We start from the raw sequence: 16,694 nt of genomic DNA on the forward strand, positions 1-16,694 counted from the left end.
GAACGATGCTTTCACCCTATATATAGACAAACCATTCGAAAAAGGGGACAACGTGATGAATTTTTTTTACGTTAGTCATGATTACGGCCAGAAGAATGTACCACTCGTTGCCAATAAGTCTACCAATGGGGTAACATCATGAAAGTGCAAATTTACAACGTTAAGGATTTTGAAAGATAAAAAAAGCCTAACTCCTCCGTATCTTAAACGAGAAATTAGGCTTGTGATTTTCTACAGTCGCATCCGTTTGTAGTAGTAGATTTTAAGGTCTTTGAATAAAATATGGTCCAATCCAGCCATTTTCATGCGTTATTATAAAGGTCCAGTTATTTTCCCAATCCATAACGTAAATGTCTCTGTAATCCATATCCCAATCATCATATGGCAAGTCCTTCAGTTTAAGATTTTTAGCATTTTGAACTAAGAATGCTTCATTCGTGAATTCATAAAAGATCGTACATTGATTCTTTTTTTGCCTATCGAATGCTTTTATGGCCTCTTCCTTTTCAAGACAAATCACCTTTTCGTAACTGCAAAGATGCCATAAAAATGAATCCATATATATTTCCTTTTGTTCTTCATTTGTTAGATGACCAGCAAAGTTTTCTAGCCATTTACCACGTAAATAGCGTCCCCACTTCGGTATTTCCAACACCTTTAATTCTTTATTTTTCATTTTAATTAACCTCTCTCAACAAGTATCAAGTGATAATTATTCAGCAAGACCAACTTCATACTTTCTCGTACTTCTTATTCGCAATCTGGCACATATTTTTAGTTAGCTAAAACGCCCGATTGCCTGTATTATTTTCTTGTTAATACCCAAAAAAGGCATCCTTTTTGATATCTCGTTTTGGAATATTATTATTTAGTAAGTAAGTAGAAATTGCATCCACCATTGACTTCGGTCCCGCGATATAGTATTTACCACTGTTCTTATATAAGTTGGTAAACTTGTCTACCTCCTGATGTAATTCATCCCTTGAATCAACGTAAGTTACACCTATTGAAGTATTGTCAGCAATTTCATCAAGTTCGCCTTTAAATATAAATGATTTATCGCTATCCAAATAAAGCAGATGTATTTTATTATCCCGTCCATTCTCTTCTGCCTCTAATTGTTTTAATATCGACCGAAATGGTGTTATCCCGATCCCGCCTGCAATCAGAAGTGAAGGACTGTTATCTTTAAGATAAAAACCCCCTACTGGCCCACTCATTTTAACTTGCATCCCCTGTTCTAATTCCAACATGGCTTTCTTAAAATCACTTGGTTGATCACTAATACGCATTGTTAGTCTAACCATATTCTCAGTGGGAGCAGATGCTATAGTGAATGGTCGTATAGGATTTTTTATCTTCTTATGGGTAATGTTAAACAGACCATGTTGCCCTGCTTTCCAGGTTAAACCCTTCTCTTTTTCAAATAGAAAGGAATATACATCTTCAGACTCTTTATTGCTTTCTAAAAATAGTAATTCTCTCTTTTTGAATATTGATAATGTATCTTGAATAAAGCTCATAATCCTCATCTCCTAAATCGAAAAACAGATCACTAATTGGCAATGTGGACCATTTAGTGATCTGCTTAACGTTGCCTATTATATACTACTTGAACCCATTCATTTAAATGAAGCAAAATGCGGTTATTGTTCCAACATTTTTTTGAGTTGCTCACCAAAATTCATCCAACTATATTTGGCTCCCTCAATAGCTCCTTTGGTTGCTTTTGTTTCCTTACTGAAACCAGTTTGTTCAAAATGCAAATGTGTAGCACCATCTGAACCTGTTTTCAATGTCCATGTAATCGTAGTGGTTTCTCCAGCACTTGCCCACGTGTAAGATAATATACGAGGCTCCTCTACTTCGAGTACCTCACCATTAACGATTCCATCCCACCATTCATTTGGCTCAGAACGGAATTGGAATTTTTCTCCGACAACTGGTTTAAAGTCATTTTTCCATATCCATTTTGCTAGCATATCTGAATCTGTTAATGCCTTCCACACTTGCTCAATTGAACTTGTAAATTGAAAATCTAATGTTACGTCTGCCATTGTCTATTCCTCCGATAACAGTTTTTTTAAATGTGACACTTTTTCCATCCAAAAATTCTCATAAAAGGATACCCAGTCTTTTATTTCTTGCAAGGGAGCTGCATTTATTCGATACCTTGTTTCCCTTCCAACCTTTCGAACCGTGACCAGACCAGCTTCTTTAAGGATAGCCAAATGTTTAGAAACTGCAGTACGCCCCATTTGAAATTGGGCAGTCAGTTCGTACAAAGGCAATTCCCCTGCATCTGCCAACAAACGTAGCAATTGACGTCTTGTTGGGTCTGCGATTGCTGCATACACATCACGCTCTTGTTTTTTCTCGCTCAAAACCTCCCCCCTTACGGATAGGACACCAATTAGTGTCTTTATTATACGTCACCAATTGGTGTCACGTCAATGTTTATTATTAGCATAATCGCCGTAGATTTATTCACTCGTCATTAAGTAAATTCTTGAACCAACCTTTCCTGTTAGTACATTTCTTCACATTCCCCAATTTTCACCAATCACTACTAAACAACTAGTCCAAATCTAAAAGGGCACAGATCCTTAGTCAGGAAATGTGCCCTTTTGTTGAATAATTTCGAGTACCAGGTTCTAAAACAATTTAGAATTTGATGAGAACTTGGTACCCTTCACTTATAAAATCATCAGAACCCACCACACCTCTTCGCATGCGGACCAAAGTGGGTCATTTTTTTATATTTGGAGAAGCTTTAATTTGGTCCCTTCAGAAATACGTATTGGAAAACCAAACAGCCCGATTGAGGCGTCACCTCTTGTGTCCGGTACCCATGCAATTCAAAGACCTTTCGGAAGTAGTGCTTGAATTGATTATCACACAGTCACTGCATACCTATTCAGCAAGACCAACTTATATTTTCTCGTATTTCTTATTTGCAATCTGGCCTTATTGTGGCACATATTTGTTCAGCTATCGCATCCGTTTGTTTAAACGAATAATTCAAATTGAAATATGATTATTATTGCTATTAAAACTAAAAACATCTCCGTTAAAGTTAAAATAGACTGTTTTGGATACTGTGTATATCTCCACTCAAAAAATGCTCTTACCAGGTAGTCCAACACCGCAAAAATGATGATTGCAAATAAAATCAGGTAATTCAACTCTTCATCGTACTCTCCAAAATTAAACCACATTACACCAATTAGAACTATCATAGTAGCCATGGCAAAGAGTTTCAAACCCTTATCCACTTTCCGATGTAGCCCATTTATATAATTATAAGAAAAAAACTCTTTTTTCACTTTCTCAATTTTGAAAAGCTTCCTCAGAAGAAGCTTAGCTATTGAAGTACAAACCAAAACTAGTACCACAATCAAACCATATTTTATCCAAAACACAGAATCCCCTCCACAATTTGACCCGTTTATTATATTTAGTTGCCTCTAAGTCATCCCATCATCTCAAGGCGGTTTATTCAATAATCACGCCTGTTTGCTAAAAAACTACTAATAGAGTCCAGTACCAGATAATTGTAGCAATGTAAGTACTATGTATTTTTTACCATCTCATAATCATCAAATTTTTTTCATGGGAGATATAACCTCTCTCTCTAAAAAAGGTATACCATTTACCTTCTTCCTCAAAAAAATGGAAGCCTTCCGCCATAGAATATCTACTCGTTGAATCACTCTGTGGGATACCATTGATTGCGATATATTCATATACTTCTTCTTTACTAACCGTAAATACTTTAGAGTACTTATGGTGTCTCATATTTTTAACACCCAGAGTTTCACAAGCAAAATCTAATGCATTTCCATAAAGCAGTATCTTTATCTGCGTTTCTTTGTCAACCAAAAACAACAACTCCTTATAGGACTTATATGCACTAATCCGCTACCTTAATAAATCATTGAAATATTATCCTTAATAACCACTAATAATATTTGCACTGCTCAATCTTCTTTCCTGAAAAGGTCCTTTACTGTTACAACAAACAAGTACAGTGAAACGATAAGGAACAGAAGCGCAAATAATTTAGAAACCCAAATGTCCCTTCTCAAGAATTCACTAAGTGATATCCAAATGACCAATAGGGATATCACCAAAACAACCGTATCCTTCTTCTTAGACATGACCCTATCTCCTAATGAACAATTTCACTCCTAGACTTGCCTAATAAACAAAGAGGCTTAGAATTACTACCAAGAGTTCTCCGATTAAATGACCCGGATTCAGCAGATATTTCCTCAACTATCGCTCCCGATTTCTTAAATGACATTATAGTAATCTGTTACCCCATAAGTAATCAATCCTAAAGTAAATAAAACACAAGTTACAGCACTAAGAAGATATGTTTTACTTTCTCTTGTGAAAATCCATTCCATTATGGTGCGAAAAGCAAACACAACAACGATACCCACAAAAATCAATATTCTAAGATGTAGGAATTCATTTACTACTATAATCATCACAACAAAACTAGTCCAATAGAGTATCCCCTCAACATACTTATGTAATTTGTTTACGTATTTTTTATTTAATTCAGATTCCTCTATATTCAACTTTGTTATTAGCTTTCGAATGATAATTTGATTTGAAATTAGAATAGCAACTAGAATGGTTATAATGACTATCATTTTAAGTGTTCCCCCTATAAGCCATCCTCCTACTTCATTAGTGTAAATGGCATTTTTACATAATCTGGCCTAAATGCTGAATAGGCGCATATCCTTAAACTCCGGAAATGCGCCCATTTATCGAACGATTTGATACTTATTTTTTTGGCATCGCGAATGTCACAAAAATATTATTATTATTGATTTCCATAAATATTTAAATTCGACTACCTATTCCGACTATTATCTGTAATTATACGGTAGGGACTCGTTATTTACTACTTTTACTAATTTCCTTAAGATTTTATGGCTGTTTCTATACTTGGTATCTCAAAATTTTTTTTCAGTATTAACTTGAAATATCTAATAATAAAATTCCCAATACAAAATGTTTCCGATGCCTGTGCGCGATGCAAATCAAGAAGCTTTCGGAAGTAGTGCTTGAATTGAATATCACACAGCCACTACTTACCTAAAAAGCAACTCTACGTCCCGATTTCGAATGTAGGTGGTACGTCCAATTGACTGACTATGCGCACAACAGCTGCTTTTCGTCACGCGCCCGATTTTGCTTCATACATATACAGCTCGTCTCCGTCCAAAAACAGTAGCATGCTCTCCCGGTTGCTCACTAATTGCGGTTCGACAGGCGTCCCATCTGGCTTCATCAGCTCGATTTCACGGACAGTCTTATATTCATCGCCTTTACGCTGCAGCTCAATTAGTTTCCTCCCTCCTTTACCGCGGTGCGCAACGATCGTCTTTCCGTTCACCGCAAACGCCCGGAAAGCAATATCTTCGGGCGAATAATACAATGTCCGTCCCTCTTTCCGCACTCCTATCTTCGATTCAATGCTAAAGAAAAACAAAATCCCGCTGTCAGCTGCACCATTCAGCGCCAAACACTCAAAAATGGAATATTCTCTGTCCTCCTCAAGCGAATCCATCTTACGGCCAGACGCATCCCAACCAACGAGACCGCTGCAGCCGACCGGTTCCTCCCAGCCATAATTTCCGAAAACCCCTTCATCAAAGTACCCTGTCCAAATCTCCTGATTCTTTGTCACATACACATGCTCAACGCCGTCGCCTAAACAAAATGACCGGATCAAATGTCCATTTTTATCATACACTCGTGCGTTTTCTTCAATATTCTGCGCGTCATGGTAATATGACCGCGCACAGACAAGCAGTATATGCCCTTCATCAATCGGCTGTACGTAATGATAATTCCACGTCTCTTCCGACAAGTCCAGCACAGTCTTCCGCCCATCCTTCAGATGAATGACTTGATAACTGTAGCTATTTTCCGTAACCGTTGCAGGGAACATCCCGTTAATTAAAGGAGGCTGCTCTTCCGCCAGAAGAACGAATACATCGTTATGATGTCCGATTGCAATCGAAAGCGGAGTCGCGTGTTTCATCTCTTCATGCAGGTTCGCTATGGGGGTTATGGGTATTTTGAGTGTTGATTTCATTTTCTTTCAGCCGCCTTTCCTGGATTGACATACACGGTTTCCGTAAATGAAAAAACAGGTATTTTCTTAATTCTGTTAACGCTACCGATTACAGAATGTAAAGTATTTGGTATAAATAAAGCCACTTATATCAAACTTTACTTTTCAATCGGTACTTCGGTTTCAGTGCCGCTTTGCGTAATAACTACCTTCTTTATATCTTTAGATATGTCTTTATCGCCCTGAATGACAAAAGTTCTTGGTGTGGCATCCGAAGTACAATCACCATCATGTTCTGTCAAAGAACATGCAAATCTTCATTGTTAGAATTCAATTTAATGTTTTCTTAGGGCAACTGCGAGATTTATTTTTCTCATAGTTTGCACTCCTTTCTACATTCGACGACATTTATTTTTAAAAGTTACAAATTGAACGTTGGCAGGCGCAAATTCTTATTTTAAATTGCGCCTGCCAACGTTAATAAAGATTAAAAGTCATTTTCAAGAGAGACAGAGGACAGGATCGATACCATTGAAAAGGTCAATTTGTCACTTTAAACCAGACAAAAGGACTTGCTATAGAATCTATAGCAAGTCCGTTTAATAACTTATTTGATCATCATATCATATAAATATAATTCAAATTGTTCTGCACTTTCAGGGTAATCTTTTCTGATTACTTCACCCTGGTAAATTGTATTCATAGTTTTCAAATCAATAACAGTGATGCTAGCCTTTGTTTTAAAATTCGTTACATGTGTTGTCACATATAACTTACCGTCTTTCATGATAATAATTGGTGGTTCACCATTACTTGTTTCGTGTGATAGCTGTATAGTAAGTTCATTACCAACTTGATTGTTCTCAATACTATAAGGAGTTACAACCAAATTTTCCTCACTTAATTTCGAGAAATAAATCGTTGAACCATCAAAAAAACTGATTTGATTATCTTTCAAACTGTCCGGCAATTCAATTTTCTCTTTTTCTTTTGTTTTTAAATTGTAATAAATTAACTCCTGAATTGTTTCTTCTAGCCTATCCGATTCTTCATCTTGTATCATTTTCTCTTGAGTTTGTATGAATATAAGATTTTCATTCGCTTGATTATGGCTTGTTTGAATTAGGTCTGCATAGGTATGGTCATTGTCTTGTTGTTCAGGGATGGATAAAATCGTTTCATTACTGTTTATTTTTCCAGTAGATATGTCGAAAGAGTAGATATGTTTTTCATTAATATATTTGTCATTCTCTCTAATACTATTATGGGTAATCACTTTTAGTTCGTTATCAACCACCTGGACGTCTTCAACAAATATATGTTCAATTGCTGAGCTGTCTGGAACTTCAATAGAGAAGGAAGATGTACTGCCATTATCTTTGTCTAATATGGATATGGCGAATTTGAAATCTCTATTTTTAAATGAACCTGTTTTATACTTCACATCTGCATAAGATAGCAACTTATTGTTCTCAAAAAACGAAACTACGCTTTGGCCTTTCCCTCTCATGAAATTACGATGTTTCTCCTGTAACTCCTGAACCATTGGTGCGGGGTGTCCTATAACCGAGTCAATAATCGAACTCTCGTTTCTATAATCCGAACCATCAGAGGTAATTTTCAAGTGAGTGTTTACATAACTCATAGATCCACCTTCATGATAGAATCCTTCCAGCGCCAAAGGTTTTATTTCTTCAGCATCACCGCTCTTCTTAATAATCACAAACTCAGGATATTGTGTTGCCGAATTAGCAGCACTAACATAAAACGTTCCAATGCTTAGCATAATAACTGCAATAATTGAAGTAAACTTCCAATACTTTTTCATCTCCACACACTCCTTATACAGTTATCTTGTTTTTTAATAAGAATCCACTCGTCCAAATGGATCCTGCGAGTACGATTAATCCCATTACTATTTCAAGTACAAATAATTCTAGTGGATAGAAATAGTCATTTAGTGCAAATTCTTGCAAAAGAAGAGGTGATATAAATACAGCAACAGCTACTAGGCTGAACAAAATCCCAACAAAAATGCCCTTCCACCTAAAGCTTCTTTCAAATAAGATTGCAGTAAATAGAATTGACACAACCATTAACCCTGCTCCATAATACAATATCATTTCAAGAAAATTATTTGGAAAAAGTATTTGTAATTCAGGCATGCTGCTAACAATCTCTTTGACGCTCATATCCACTCGGAATTCCTTTGGCAGCATCCATCTAAAAACCATTGTCTCTATTGGAATCAAAATAAGTTGAAATGCCACAAAGCCAAACGTCGCTAGTAGAATATTTGTTATCTTTGCGTAGAAAACATTCAATCTAGTTGTTGGTAGCATTAATAATCGATAAATAAATGTATTTTTTCCAAACCAATCGCGATACCAGATCAGGAAAATATAGAACCCAACACCGGCAATACATAAAGCGATTGGACCAAGGAACCATACGCTTCTGATAACCGCCAGGAAACTCATTTGGCCATAGTTTAATAAGAATTCTGCTTTGGGCATAAACTCCTCATATATTTTTTCATTGGCCATGTTTAGGTAGATTTTCGACAACACAATGACTCCAGCAATTTGTACAACTAGCGTAATGCTTAGTAGGACTGCAAATATTTTTGCAAAACGATTGAATTCAAAATTGACCAGCTTCAAGTAGCTCTTCATTTCTGATACACCTCTCTCATAACATCCACCACAGATTTCCCTTCGTTTTCACGAGCTTCTTCCGCGCTGAACTCCTTGATAACAATCCCTTCATCTAATAGCACAACCTTATCGATTAAATGTTCGATATCACCTATTTCATGTGTCGTTATGATAACGCCTCTATTTTCAATTAAATGACTCGTGAACACTTTGGCAATTTCTTCACGACTAAACATGTCAATTCCTGAAAATGGCTCATCCATTAATACAAAGTCAACATCCATTGCTAAACCCAGTAACAAATTGACCTTTGCCGTATTTCCTTTTGATAAGGAAGATATTCTATCCTGCTCATTTAATCTTAAAAAACCAAGCAGTTCTGTTGCACGTTTCTGGTTCCAACATGTATAAAAATCATTCATAAAATCCATTGCCTCAGAGATTTTCATCTGTGGCAGCATCGTTATTGCATCAGGAATAAAAGTGATTTTTTCAAACATGTTTTTATTAATGGTTTCTCCGTTGATTAATATTTGCCCTTTGTTAATCGGGGTAAGTGCCATAATGGCATTTAAAATGGTTGTTTTGCCAACACCGTTAATTCCAAGTAAACAAGTTATTTCACCTTTGTTGGCTGTAAAAGACACACCTTTTAATATTTTTTTCCGGCCATAGTTCTTTGTAATCTCTTTTACTTCAATCATTTTTATACCCCCTTATCATCGTTATTATCTGTGTACTTTGTTCTTACCAAGTTCAATAATTCATCAACTGGAACTTTAATAGACCGAACGGATGTTACAAACGTTTCAACTGCCTCAACAAGCAACTCTTCTCTAACCTTACCTAGTATCTTTTCATCCGTTGTTATTTTGCTCGGATGATTCCGTTCGGTATGGATCAAACCCTGTTCCTCCATTTCCTTATACGCTCGTTGTGCGGTATTAGGGTTTATCTTCACCCTGTTTGCCAACTCCCGTCTAGATGGTATTTCTTCACCAGGTACTAATTCGCCTATTGCAATTTTTTCTTTAAAATACCGAACAACCTGCAAATAGACCGGGTCGCGATTGTTAAAATTTACATTCATCGAAACAACTCCTATACGTTCTTGGGTGCATACACATGATTTTCTAGTGTATGTACTAAGTGGTTCATACACATTAAGTGTATTATATGGTTCATACACAAGGTTGTCAATCCTGTTTTAGAAAAGTGCCCGATTATGAAAACCTTTTAATTTTATTTTTGGTCACAATTAGAGCCCTTTTCTATCACACACACTTGCTCTTATTGTTTTTTTCATCTTTTCCCCCATATTTTTCTTGAAAACCTCCTGTGTTATTCAACAATCGATGGTCCGATGAACCTGAAAAGGACGATACAATTATATGGGAGGATTATTTACTACAATTTCTAATTTCATTCGATACTTTATGCATCCTATGAATTGTTCGTTTTCTCATTCACCATCTATATATTTCACCTTTAATAATCTTATGGCACATTTTATAATTCCTTACTTTTTAAAAAATAAATTGGCTTATCGAAGTTCGACAAGCCAATTTCATACATACTATATTACTTTGATAATGCGATTTTTATATGGGCTAAGTGGTGCTCTTCGTGCCAAGCTAATTTTGCAACTTTTGTTGCAACCGTTATTTCACCGTTTTTCTGGTGAGTAAAAACTCGATCTAATTGCGCTTCAGTTAAGCTATTTCCTAAAGATACGATGCGCTCATTTATACCTTCTAGCATCTTAATAGAACTTTCTACAGGAAGCTTTGTATCCGGTTGAATTGCCCACTTTTCTTGATCAAAATCTGGTACTGTTGGATTCTCATCTGTTAATGCCAACTTCAAACGTTGATACATGTTCAACTGAGAATCTGCAATGTGATGAACAAGTTGACGAACTGTCCAGCTACCCTCACGATAGGTTCTGCTTAACTCCTCATCACTTAATGAGTCAATAGTTTCTCTTAACCGATTCGTGTAAGTAGCAGTTTCCTTTAGCCATTCTTGAATGTTTTCTAACTTTACCTTTTCTGGAACTTGTAACTCCCCAATTGGAAATCTTACATTCATTTTCAATCCCCTTTTCCCTAATCGTTATTTTTCCCACTTTTTATTACTACACAAATTAATTCATAATTCTAATTATAGTTTAACATACATATCTACTTTATTTTATGATTATGCCGAGAACACCCGTGACTTCAGTCGTGGGAGGTTCATTAAGTGTTATTCAAGAAATTAGCCCCATTATGGAAGTTTAGCATTGTACGTTGGTTTGCTTTAGAACTGGCTATTTTTATGTATTTTTTTCAACCTCCATGTTCTTCAATTATCCGCATTGCAATACCCGTCAACTCGCCATGTTCAGTAAATCGTTCACTCAGCATATCCGTTAGAATATGTTCTAGGAAGTATTCTACACAGTTCATATCTTGAAACAGCAGTATTGTCCTTAATGCTTCTTCGTATATCTCTATGAACAATGGCTCTGGATTATCCTTTTGAATCTCACCAAATGCTTCATAAAGCAAATCTATTTTATCAGCAACAGATAATATGCGCCCTTCCAATGTCTCATCTTTACCCTCTTTAAGTCGCTCCAAATAAATGGCTTGAAACTCATATGGTAATTCCTTTTCTACAAACTTTCTTGTCATTTCTTCCTCTACTTCACTGAATAGTTGCTTCAACTCTTTCGAAGCATATTTTACAGGCGTCTTTATATCTCCTGTAAAAAGTTCCGCGTAATCATGGTTCAATGCCTTTTCATATAAGATTCTCCAATCCACTTTCTGTCCAGATTCCTCTTCGACTGTTCCAAGAAATTGAGCAATTTTCGTAACTTTAAATGAATGACTGGCGACAGAATGCTCCTGAAATTTAAACTTTCCTGGACAACGAATAATTTGTTCTAAATCAGATAAGCTTTTAAAGTATTGATGTACACCCATCTTATTCATCACCTTTCTATACTTTTTGGGGCTATCGTATTAAAAACTAATCATACACACGATTATTTATGCCTTTTTAACAGTGCTATGTTTACTTTAAGCAGTGTCTATCATTACTTTCCCTTATTCTCACTAAGTTATGCAGGAAAAGGATTAACATCATACAACCAAGAATTTACTAGGTCAATTTAGTCACATTCACATGCTTTGATATTCCGTTCTGCTACTTCTTAATAATAGAATGAACTGGGGCATCTGTGCTTTTTTCATGTTTATTGAGTTGTTGTCTTTGTGCAACGCAAAGGTGCCTAAAATTAATTAGTTATCCCATTTGATCACTTCCCCAAGAGAAGTAATTAAATAGTTGTTTAGTATAATGCATAATACAAAAAAGCCAAAAAGTTATATAAAATAACCCTGTGGCTCAAATACAATTATTATTAATTCTTTTTCCTTCTTAGCGGTATATCACATTCTGGCCTGTTTCTGACACAAAATCATTTCAATCATGCTCGTTTGTGAAATATCTCATATATCATTTGCAACCAGATTACTCTGGTAAGTTCAACTGCCAGGATATGCCAAACTGGTCATTCAGCCATCCGAATTTTTTGCTGAACCCATAGTTATTGATAGGCATGAGTGCTGTGCCATTTTGCATCATTTTATCATAAAGGCTGTCAATTTCCTCTTCGGTATCACACGTTAGAAAGATAGAAAAAGACGGGGTAAACGCAAATTCATGATCAACATGGCTGTCGATACACATGAACTCCTGCCCCTTTAACGAGAATACAGCTTGTACAACTGTACCTTCTTTTCCAGGTCCATCAGCCCCGTATCGAGTAATGCTTTTGATTTCTGAATCCTCGATGAGTGATATGTAATAATTCATAGCCTCTTCTGCAATACCGCCTTGAAACATTAAAAATGGTGTAACCTTTTTCATATTTAACTTTCCCTTCTTCACATAGACTTTATTGTTGTTACCTTGTTTCAACTACCTGTTTACACCCCAAAAATATAAGAGCGAATGTTAATGAAAACTCGAGTAACTTCTCATCTTGAATCAAACGACACCCATTTGTTCATTAAACACGTTCATTGACACAGCTTTTAAGGTCTAAAATGTTTCTTAACCTGTATAGCTAATTTTTCCTGTCTCCAATAATTCCTTAAGCCCCATAAACATATAATTCCAGCCATGTTCAGTGCTATCATGCGTTTCGCCAAGAGCTTTTTCGATATCGGACTCTGTCCAATTCTCTTCTTGAGAAACATGGATCGCTTGTGTGAACGTCATCTCACAGCCTTGCTGGAGTTCTTTTAGCTCAACTGTAATCGTATCTTCTAATTCGCTGAATTGTGGCATCTTAAAGGTGAATACGATTTTTTTCGGAGGATCAATTTCAAGGTACTCCCCAATCGCACGGTAATCTTGTCCTTCCCGATGGTCAACAATTTCCCAAGTACCGCCTACTTGAGGATTATTTTGCGTCACCTTATTCGTGCCTTCCAATGTAAAAAACCATTTTCTCATCATTTCTGGATTCAGCCATGCGTCGAAAACTCTTTCAGGTTTTACATTAAATTCTCTTTTCATTACTAATGATGTAGTTGAGATGTTGTTCATAAAATTCCCCTTCCGATGATTTAGTGCTCCTTCTTCTTGGCTTTCAATAACTCACTTTCCAGAATATCAAAACGATTACTCCAAAACTTTTCATAAAAACGGAGCCATTCAGTAGCCTGAGACAATGACTCTGCATTTAAGCTACAGATATGCGTCCTTCCCGTTACACTCCTCTCTACTAAATTTGCTCGTTCCAGAACCTTTATATGTTTAGATATAGCTGCTAAAGACATATCAAAAGGCTCTGCTAACTCTGAAACTGTCCTTGCTTTTTGAGCCATCATATGAACGATTTCTCTTCTTGTTGGATCAGCTAAAGCTTGAAAAATTACATTTAATTGATTTTCATCATGGTTAACCATGTAGTTAAATATAACAAACTTCACATTCGTATTCAACCTTTTGGTTAAATATAAATCATTCTATCTCATCACTATTTATTGCCCTATTTCCAAAGAGATATGCATTTCGAATCCTCTCCAATCGGTCCCGATTCTGGAGGACGCAGTTTTTATCCAGTTTTCGCGCCTGATTGTAATATAGATAGATATTCCTTTCCTTACGACCTTTTCTTCAAAGACAGCAATTCCTCTAGATAGCCTACCAAGCTAATGGGTGCTTGAGTAAAAACGAGAGGCGAGTATTCGGGAAGTGTATCAGTGCATCCAACTACAATAAATGATAATATATATGATGAGTAAAAGATCTTGCAATAGATGAATATTGTTTTTTTTGTTGCAACAGGAGGATATATAATGAGTAACGAAGATAATTTTTGGCTTGATTTACCGAAGCCGTTTTTTATATTAGCACCAATGGAAGATGTCACAGACGTTGTGTTTCGCCACGTCATTAGTGAAGCAGCAGCACCCGATGTATTTTTCACAGAATTCACAAATACAGAAAGTTATTGTCACCCTCAAGGAAGAGACAGTGTACGTGGGCGATTAACTTTCACAGAAGATGAGCAACCGATTGTCGCTCATATTTGGGGCAATAAACCTGAGTTTTTTAAACAGATGAGTATTGATATGAAAAAACTCGGGTTTAGAGGTATCGATTTAAACATGGGATGTCCAGTACAAAACGTCGCAGCCAATGGCAAAGGTTCTGGATTAATACGGCATCCTGAAGTTGCAGCAGAAATTATTCAAGCAGCAAAAGCAGGTGGCTTACCAGTTAGTGTTAAAACCAGATTGGGTTACACATTTGTGGACGAGTGGCGCGAGTGGTTAGGACATATATTGAAACAAGATATCGCGAATCTTTCCATTCACCTTCGTACAAAAAAAGAGATGAGTAAAGTAGATGCACACTGGGAACTAATCCCCGAAATCAAAAAACTACGAGACGAAATCGCTCCAAATACGTTACTAACCATTAACGGAGATATTCCTGACCGTGCAACCGGGTTAAAATTAGTAGAACAATACGGCGTTGACGGTGTCATGATTGGCCGCGGCGTTTTCACAAATCCATTTGCTTTTGAAAAAGAACCTAAAGAGCATAGTGTAAAAGAGTTTCTCAATTTATTACTTTTACAATTAGAACTTCACGATAAATATTCAACAGAAATCGAACCGCGTTCATTCAAGCAACTTCATCGTTTTTTCAAAATCTATGTTCGAGGATTTAGTGGCGCAGGCGAACTGAGAAACCAATTAATGAATACAAAATCAACGGATGAAGTCCGTCTTTTATTACAACCAGTTTTAGAATCAGAATTAGACTAAATACAGCACGGGACACGGAGATAGGTTCCGCGTCTCCCCCAAAAAACTGGAGATCAGAGAAATCTTCGCTAAAATCACTGCAATCATTTCAGAGCGTTCCCGCCGGAAGTACGGAGAAAGAGTTCGCCAACGATATTGAGAGGTAGGTGGATGACCACGACGATGCAAAAACTCTATTTTGAACCTGCATGGGACAAAACAATTGCCCCTACTGATCGCGAAAAAATGATGCATCATTTCCTACAACAAACAAAACAGCTACAAGACGGCCTCCATCTGTCATTCTTATGGAAAGCTCGCAATCATAGAGGTGAACAGCTGATTACCGTACTCATTCACAATTTCGAGGAGATAAATTTCCGCTTTGACAATACAGTCATTTCCTATAATGAACAAGGCAAACAACAAGCCAATGCTACGTTTAGCTTACCTTGTGAAATTCCCGGAAATACTTCTATGCCATGGACATTTATATTTTCAGAAATGAATGAAACAACTGTAAATCCGCAGTATACGATTTGGAATTAATACAAAACGGGGCCTACAAGGCAGCACATATTACAATAATCCAGAAAAAGCACTAGAAAGCTTGTGTAATATGCTTGATGACATGCAAATACGACCGTATGATGAATGAGCTACTTCGCTCACAACAGCCATAGAGAACAGAGATTCGACCTCTATCAACTCTAAGTAATGACAGATTCGTAGTCAAAAATAAAGGCGTATTAAACAAATTAAAAATAGTAGCACAAACCATGGCCATGGTTTGTGCTACTATTCTTTTAAAAACCCAATGAAATTGTGTGACATAATAAAATGTCGAAAACTAGCCTTATAAGTCTAATGCCATAGCTTTCCACAGATTATGAGCGACTACGGCTTATTTTTAACGATATATTAGAAGGGTTAGAGTATTTACATAAGGAGGGGTATTATCATAGAGCCCGTTACTTTAAGTACATTTCTTCAAAAGTTAAAATTCTTTTTCTACTTTACTTAAACAGAAATCTTTTGATAATCATAAGTTTAGTGCCTCGCATCTAAAAGTAATTTTATCTCTTTTATTTGTTCTGTGTGTCGCTGTTCATGCAAATATATCTGTTCAATCCATTGGTCAAGTGGTAATTCACCTAAGGCAGGATGCTTAAATGATTTTTCCACCAATAAATATTTATCTTCTATTGTACTAAGGAATGTCAGAAGTTTTTTTCTCGAATCGTTTAACAAATCAATGATTGACTGAACTTCAAATGGTTCTACATCTGGTTCAACGATTTCAGGAGCTTTAAACTTTTTCGTTCGATCCAACAAATAATGAACATTTTTACGTTCTGTTTGAGTATTATCAACCTTTTTTAATCCCCATGCAATAGCCTTTATTGTTGCCTGTTCCACTAAAACTAAGTGATGACAAACTTGTGCTATACTCCACATATTCATACCAAGCCTACCATTAAATTGAGAATTACTTAATGAAGTAATCTCCTTTACTAAGTTATTTCTCGTTTCATACAGATTGTCATTTACTAAATTACTCATGAAATTCTCCCTTCACCAGAAAGTAAATATCTAGCTTCCTATTCTGTATATATTCTC

General features: G+C 36.2%; 22 protein-coding genes. 2 read left to right on the plus strand and 20 right to left on the minus strand.

Going from position 1 to position 16,694, the window contains the following annotated elements; genetic code table 11:
• Nucleotides 1–262 precede the first annotated feature (262 nt).
• From AC1TO6_RS14270 to AC1TO6_RS14360, 19 genes are all read right to left on the minus strand, one after another.
• Entirely contained in the window at nucleotides 263–676 is a 414-nt protein-coding gene (locus tag AC1TO6_RS14270; RefSeq protein ID WP_482102285.1) for a DUF4275 family protein, read from the minus strand.
• Nucleotides 677–815: 139 nt separating this feature from the next.
• The gene (locus AC1TO6_RS14275) at nucleotides 816–1,523 is read right to left on the minus strand and encodes an FAD-dependent oxidoreductase (RefSeq protein ID WP_482102286.1); all 708 of its coding nucleotides are present in this window, start codon (nucleotides 1,521–1,523) and stop codon (nucleotides 816–818) included.
• Nucleotides 1,524–1,646: 123 nt separating this feature from the next.
• Nucleotides 1,647–2,057, minus strand: a complete 411-nt coding sequence (locus AC1TO6_RS14280) for an SRPBCC family protein (protein ID WP_482102287.1) — start codon at nucleotides 2,055–2,057, stop codon at nucleotides 1,647–1,649.
• Nucleotides 2,058–2,060: 3 nt separating this feature from the next.
• Nucleotides 2,061–2,384, minus strand: a complete 324-nt coding sequence (locus AC1TO6_RS14285) for an ArsR/SmtB family transcription factor (RefSeq protein WP_482102288.1) — start codon at nucleotides 2,382–2,384, stop codon at nucleotides 2,061–2,063.
• A 624-nt stretch (nucleotides 2,385–3,008) separates the two neighbouring features.
• Entirely contained in the window at nucleotides 3,009–3,422 is a 414-nt protein-coding gene (locus AC1TO6_RS14290; protein ID WP_482102289.1) for a DUF4181 domain-containing protein, read from the minus strand.
• 160 nt (nucleotides 3,423–3,582) lie between these two features.
• Nucleotides 3,583–3,882, minus strand: a complete 300-nt coding sequence (locus AC1TO6_RS14295) for a hypothetical protein (RefSeq protein ID WP_482102290.1) — start codon at nucleotides 3,880–3,882, stop codon at nucleotides 3,583–3,585.
• Between the two features lie 98 nt (nucleotides 3,883–3,980).
• On the minus strand, nucleotides 3,981–4,160 hold the full coding sequence (locus tag AC1TO6_RS14300) for a hypothetical protein (protein WP_482102291.1): 180 nt from the start codon (nucleotides 4,158–4,160) through the stop codon (nucleotides 3,981–3,983).
• A gap of 135 nt (nucleotides 4,161–4,295) precedes the next feature.
• On the minus strand, nucleotides 4,296–4,664 hold the full coding sequence (locus tag AC1TO6_RS14305) for a DUF4181 domain-containing protein (RefSeq protein WP_482102292.1): 369 nt from the start codon (nucleotides 4,662–4,664) through the stop codon (nucleotides 4,296–4,298).
• A 533-nt stretch (nucleotides 4,665–5,197) separates the two neighbouring features.
• On the minus strand, nucleotides 5,198–6,121 hold the full coding sequence (locus tag AC1TO6_RS14310) for a hypothetical protein (protein WP_482102293.1): 924 nt from the start codon (nucleotides 6,119–6,121) through the stop codon (nucleotides 5,198–5,200).
• A 137-nt stretch (nucleotides 6,122–6,258) separates the two neighbouring features.
• The gene (locus AC1TO6_RS14315) at nucleotides 6,259–6,402 is read right to left on the minus strand and encodes a hypothetical protein (RefSeq protein ID WP_482102294.1); all 144 of its coding nucleotides are present in this window, start codon (nucleotides 6,400–6,402) and stop codon (nucleotides 6,259–6,261) included.
• 305 nt (nucleotides 6,403–6,707) lie between these two features.
• Complete coding sequence (locus AC1TO6_RS14320) at nucleotides 6,708–7,928, minus strand: hypothetical protein (protein WP_482102295.1); 1,221 nt, start codon at nucleotides 7,926–7,928, stop codon at nucleotides 6,708–6,710.
• Between the two features lie 13 nt (nucleotides 7,929–7,941).
• Nucleotides 7,942–8,775, minus strand: coding sequence for a hypothetical protein (locus AC1TO6_RS14325; RefSeq protein ID WP_482102296.1), 834 nt, complete (start codon nucleotides 8,773–8,775; stop codon nucleotides 7,942–7,944).
• Nucleotides 8,772–9,461, minus strand: coding sequence for an ATP-binding cassette domain-containing protein (locus tag AC1TO6_RS14330; protein WP_482102297.1), 690 nt, complete (start codon nucleotides 9,459–9,461; stop codon nucleotides 8,772–8,774). Before AC1TO6_RS14330 ends, AC1TO6_RS14325 begins: the two co-directional genes overlap by 4 nt.
• A gap of 2 nt (nucleotides 9,462–9,463) precedes the next feature.
• Nucleotides 9,464–9,847 carry a GntR family transcriptional regulator gene (locus tag AC1TO6_RS14335; protein ID WP_482102298.1) on the minus strand — a complete coding sequence of 128 codons (384 nt, stop codon included), beginning with the start codon at nucleotides 9,845–9,847 and terminating at the stop codon, nucleotides 9,464–9,466.
• Between the two features lie 491 nt (nucleotides 9,848–10,338).
• The gene (locus AC1TO6_RS14340; protein ID WP_482102299.1) at nucleotides 10,339–10,848 is read right to left on the minus strand and encodes a YfiT family bacillithiol transferase; all 510 of its coding nucleotides are present in this window, start codon (nucleotides 10,846–10,848) and stop codon (nucleotides 10,339–10,341) included.
• 239 nt (nucleotides 10,849–11,087) lie between these two features.
• Entirely contained in the window at nucleotides 11,088–11,729 is a 642-nt protein-coding gene (locus AC1TO6_RS14345) for an HD domain-containing protein (protein WP_482102300.1), read from the minus strand.
• 550 nt (nucleotides 11,730–12,279) lie between these two features.
• Entirely contained in the window at nucleotides 12,280–12,678 is a 399-nt protein-coding gene (locus AC1TO6_RS14350; RefSeq protein WP_482102301.1) for a VOC family protein, read from the minus strand.
• A gap of 186 nt (nucleotides 12,679–12,864) precedes the next feature.
• Nucleotides 12,865–13,362 carry an SRPBCC family protein gene (locus AC1TO6_RS14355; protein ID WP_482102302.1) on the minus strand — a complete coding sequence of 166 codons (498 nt, stop codon included), beginning with the start codon at nucleotides 13,360–13,362 and terminating at the stop codon, nucleotides 12,865–12,867.
• A 20-nt stretch (nucleotides 13,363–13,382) separates the two neighbouring features.
• Nucleotides 13,383–13,748, minus strand: a complete 366-nt coding sequence (locus tag AC1TO6_RS14360) for an ArsR/SmtB family transcription factor (protein ID WP_482102303.1) — start codon at nucleotides 13,746–13,748, stop codon at nucleotides 13,383–13,385.
• Nucleotides 13,749–14,117: 369 nt separating this feature from the next.
• Here AC1TO6_RS14360 and AC1TO6_RS14365 point away from each other — a divergent pair, with 369 nt between their 5' ends.
• On the plus strand, nucleotides 14,118–15,095 hold the full coding sequence (locus AC1TO6_RS14365; protein WP_482102304.1) for a tRNA dihydrouridine synthase: 978 nt from the start codon (nucleotides 14,118–14,120) through the stop codon (nucleotides 15,093–15,095).
• Between the two features lie 150 nt (nucleotides 15,096–15,245).
• On the plus strand, nucleotides 15,246–15,623 hold the full coding sequence (locus tag AC1TO6_RS14370) for an SLAP domain-containing protein (RefSeq protein ID WP_482102305.1): 378 nt from the start codon (nucleotides 15,246–15,248) through the stop codon (nucleotides 15,621–15,623).
• A gap of 501 nt (nucleotides 15,624–16,124) precedes the next feature.
• Here AC1TO6_RS14370 and AC1TO6_RS14375 read toward each other — a convergent pair.
• Nucleotides 16,125–16,637, minus strand: coding sequence for a DinB family protein (locus tag AC1TO6_RS14375; protein ID WP_482102306.1), 513 nt, complete (start codon nucleotides 16,635–16,637; stop codon nucleotides 16,125–16,127).
• Between the last annotated feature and the right edge of the window lie 57 nt (nucleotides 16,638–16,694).

Source organism: Sporosarcina sp. Y352 (genome assembly GCF_056786535.1).